Origin of the sequence: Actinoplanes sp. NPDC026623 (genome assembly GCF_040638275.1) — a bacterium.
Taxonomy (GTDB): Bacteria; Actinomycetota; Actinomycetes; order Mycobacteriales; family Micromonosporaceae; genus Actinoplanes.
In genome coordinates this window covers 1-3,508 of record NZ_JBEZXZ010000373.1, presented here as the reverse complement: position 1 = coordinate 3,508, position 3,508 = coordinate 1, and the positions used below count along the sequence as shown (strand labels likewise).

Here is a 3,508-nt window from a genome sequence, read left to right as displayed (position 1 = left end):
CCACAACCCCCGCTCGGCCAAGGGCGCCGCCGGGGGGCGCCCCCGCCGCGCCGGCCGCGGCCCCCACCCGCACCGCCGAGCGTCCCGCACCGGTCGGCGACTCCCCCGAAGAGGTGCGTGCCCGGCTGACCGCCTTCCGCAGCGGCGTGCAGCGCGGCAGCACCGAACCCGCCGACCGCCAGTGACCACGAACGCCCCGCCCCGCCCCCGCCCCGAGGTCGAAAGAAGTCTCATGAGCGTTGACACGTCTGCCGACCGGCACCAGTTCAACTGGCTGCTGGGCAACTTTGTCCACCAGACCGACGGTGTCCGCGACGCGGTCGCGGTCTCCTCCGACGGCCTTCTCATCGCCAGCTCGGACGGGCTGAGCCGAGCGGAGGCCGACCACCTGGCGGCGATCGTCTCCAGCCTGGCCAGCGTCGCCCGCAGCGCGTCGCGTCGCTACGACTTCGACGGCCTCAAGCTCATCATGATCGAGATGCGGCGCGGCTTCCTGCTGGTGTCGGTCATCGCGGGCGGCAGCTGCCTCGGCGTGGTGGCCGGCGGCGACAGCGATGTCGGCCTGGTCGGGTACGAGATCTCCCTACTGGCCGACCGGTTCGGCGCCCTGCTCACTCCGGCGCTGATATCCGAGTCCCGGCAATACCTACCCCGATGAGCCACCGGGGGGAGTGGGGCCCGGAACCCCGGATGAACCCGTACACCCGTTCGGCGCCGCCCGCCTGGACGCCGCCGATACCGGGTCCGCGCGCACCGGAGCCCGAGGACGAGCTCGTGGTGCGCCCGTTCATGCTCACCGGCGGGCGGACCCGCCCGCTGCACGACGGGCTGCGCATCGAGACCCTGCTGCACGCCTCCCCCGCGGCCCTGTCGGCTCCGCTGCGCTTCGAGTCGCGCCGGATCGTCGAGCTCTGCCAGGCCCCGATGTCGATCGCCGACCTGGCCGTCGCCCTCGGCGTGCCGCTCGGCGTGATCCGGGTGATCGTCGCCGACCTGGTGACCGACGGCTACGTGCGGATCGAGGAGCAGCTCGGTGAACTTCCCATCGCATTGATCGAGAGGATCAGGGATCGTGTACGGGCGCTCTAATGAACCGGAATCGGCGCCCCTGCCGCCGGTGGCGGTCAAGATCGTCATCAGTGGCGGCTTCGGCGTGGGCAAGACGACCTTCGTCGGCGCGATCTCCGAGATCGAGCCGCTGGTGACCGAGGCCGAGATGACCGAGCGGTCGATCGGCATCGACGACACCTCCGCGGTGTCGTCCAAGACGACCACCACGGTGGCGCTCGACTTCGGCCGCATCACCCTCGACGACGCGCTGCTGCTGTACCTGTTCGGCACCCCCGGCCAGGACCGCTTCGCCTTCCTCTGGGACGACCTGGTCGACGGCGCGCTCGGCGCCATCGTGCTGCTCGACACCCGCCGCATCGAGGACTGCTTCCCCGCGATCGACTACTTCGAGGAGCACGAGATCCCGTTCCTCATCGGGGTCAACACCTTCGACCGGTCCCAGCGCTTCGACCTCGACGAGGTCCGCGAGGCGCTGGGCATCGGCTCGGACGTGCCGGTCCTGGAGTGCGACGCGAGGTACCGCGAGTCGGTCAAGGAGGTCCTGGTCGCCCTGACCGAGGAGGTCCTCGCCAAGCGGCTGAGCCGCGAGCGGCCGGTGGCGACAACGTGGTAGGCAAATCCCCACAGAGACGGACTTCGATGCTGAAAACCACCCGCCGGCTCGCGGCCCTGCTGAGCGTGGTGACGCTGGCGGCCTGCGGCAACTCGACGAGTGCGATCACCGCCCCGCCGGGCGTCGAGCGCACGCCCTGCGGCACCGTCTCGATCGCCGTGAACCCCTGGGTGGGCTACGCGGCGAACGTCGCGGTGGTCAGCTACCTGCTCAAGCAGGAGCTGGGCTGCAAGGTGGTGGAGACCGACCTCACCGAGGACGCCTCGTGGGAGGGCCTGGCCAGCGGCGAGGTCGACGTGATCCTGGAGAACTGGGGCCACGACGACCTGAAGAAGACCTACATCGACGACAAGAAGGTCGCGGTCGAGCAGGGCCTGACCGGCAACAAGGGCGTCATCGGCTGGTACGTGCCACCGTGGATGGCCAAGGAGTACCCGGGCATCACGAAGTGGAAGAACCTCAACGACTACGCCGACATGTTCGAGACGCCGAAGTCCGACCACAAGGGCCAGCTGCTGGGCGGCGACCCGTCGTTCGTGACCAACGACGCCGCCCTGATCAAGAACCTGGACCTCGACTACACCGTGGTCTACGCGGGCAGCGAGGACGCGCTGATCGCGGAGTTCAAGGAGGCCGAGGCCAAGAAGAAGCCGCTGATCGGTTACTTCTACACGCCGCAGTGGCTGCTGTCGGAGATCAAGCTGGTGCACATCCCGCTGCCGCTGTACAAGCCGGGCTGCGACTCCGACCCGGAGACGGTGGCGTGCGACTACCAGCCGTACGACCTCGAGAAGATCGCGAGGAAGGCGTTCGTGGACTCCGGCAGCCCGGCCGCCGAGATGATCAAGAACTTCCACTGGACCAACGACGACCAGAACGCGGTCGCCCGCGACATCACCGTGAAGAAGCTGTCCCGTGACGCCGCCGCGAAGCGCTGGCTGGACGCCCACCGCACCACCTGGCAGCAGTGGATTCCCCGCTGATCACGCCCGGATTCTGATCGCGGCCTGACCGCCGGCCCGCACCCCGGTGCCGGTGGTCAGGCCGTCGACGCGTCGCCGGCCCGCAGCCGCCGTCTCGCCTCCGGCCCAGAGACCTCACTCTGAGGTCGCTCCGCACCGATCAGCCGCAGGGCGGCCGGACGTACCCGGACGGTGACCTCGCCCCGGCCGAGCGGCTCGCCGTCCGCGTAGACCGGCAGCGGCCGGTCGGCCGCGATGGTGATCTGCCGGACCTGGCGGGTCGCGATGCCGGGCAGGCCGAGGTGGGCGCCGCGGCGCAGCGCGGCGAGCATCGGCACCAGCTTCCGGCGCGGCAGCGCGCCGACGGTGACCAGGTCGAGCAGTCCGTCGTCGAGCAGGGCGCCCGGCGCGACCCGCAGGCCGCCGCCGTACCAGGGCGCGTTGGCGACGACGACGGTGTGCCCGGACATCAGCACGGTCTCCCCGTCGACGGTGAGCGTGTAGCCGACCGGGCGCCAGCTGACCGTCACGGCGAGCGCGGCGAGCTGGTAGGCGATCGGCCGCCGGGGCAGCCGGCGGCGGTTCGCGAAGTCGTTGGCGGCGGCGTCGATGCCGGCGTAGACGCTGCCGACGACGATCCGGCCGGCGGCCTCCGCCACGTCGACGGGGCGGCTGGGCAGATCGCGCAGCGCGGCGGGGGGGGGCCCGCCGGGGGCGGGGCGCCGGGGCGGGCGGGGCGGGGACGCCGGGGCGGGGGGCGCGGGCGGGGGGGGGGGCGGGGCCGGGCGGGGGCGCTGCCGCCGAGGTTGTGGACCTCGGGGGGGCGCTGTGGTTGTGGGTGGTTGTCCCCCTCTCCGCCCAG

5 protein-coding genes and 1 pseudogene are annotated in these 3,508 nt (G+C 71.6%); 5 read left to right on the top strand and 1 reads right to left on the bottom strand.

Features of this window, described 5'->3' with window-relative positions:
* The 5 genes and pseudogenes from AB0F10_RS44785 to AB0F10_RS44765 all read left to right on the top strand — a co-directional run.
* A pseudogene (locus tag AB0F10_RS44785) lies at positions 1–185 on the top strand (hypothetical protein); the annotation flags it as partial.
* A gap of 47 nt (positions 186–232) precedes the next feature.
* Positions 233–658, top strand: coding sequence for a roadblock/LC7 domain-containing protein (locus AB0F10_RS44780; protein ID WP_184992928.1), 426 nt, complete (start codon positions 233–235; stop codon positions 656–658).
* The gene (locus AB0F10_RS44775) at positions 655–1,089 is read left to right on the top strand and encodes a DUF742 domain-containing protein (protein ID WP_360640592.1); all 435 of its coding nucleotides are present in this window, start codon (positions 655–657) and stop codon (positions 1,087–1,089) included. The genes AB0F10_RS44780 and AB0F10_RS44775 overlap by 4 nt, the downstream gene beginning before the upstream one ends.
* 19 nt (positions 1,090–1,108) lie before the next feature.
* Positions 1,109–1,684, top strand: a complete 576-nt coding sequence (locus tag AB0F10_RS44770; RefSeq protein WP_360640594.1) for an ATP/GTP-binding protein — start codon at positions 1,109–1,111, stop codon at positions 1,682–1,684.
* A gap of 26 nt (positions 1,685–1,710) precedes the next feature.
* A complete protein-coding gene (locus tag AB0F10_RS44765) occupies positions 1,711–2,667 on the top strand; it encodes an ABC transporter substrate-binding protein (RefSeq protein ID WP_360640590.1) in 957 nt (318 codons plus the stop codon).
* A 56-nt stretch (positions 2,668–2,723) separates the two neighbouring features.
* Here AB0F10_RS44765 and AB0F10_RS44760 read toward each other — a convergent pair whose 3' ends face one another.
* The gene (locus AB0F10_RS44760; protein WP_360640588.1) at positions 2,724–3,305 is read right to left on the bottom strand and encodes a hypothetical protein; all 582 of its coding nucleotides are present in this window, start codon (positions 3,303–3,305) and stop codon (positions 2,724–2,726) included.
* Between the last annotated feature and the right edge of the window lie 203 nt (positions 3,306–3,508).

Bases quoted from the DNA above. Each gene is read 5' to 3' on its own strand.
- AB0F10_RS44780 (WP_184992928.1), top strand. From the start codon at position 233: ATGAGCGTTGACACGTCTGCCGACCGGCACCAGTTCAACTGGCTGCTG.
- AB0F10_RS44775 (WP_360640592.1), top strand. From the start codon at position 655: ATGAGCCACCGGGGGGAGTGGGGCCCGGAACCCCGGATGAACCCGTAC.
- AB0F10_RS44765 (WP_360640590.1), top strand. From the start codon at position 1,711: ATGCTGAAAACCACCCGCCGGCTCGCGGCCCTGCTGAGCGTGGTGACG.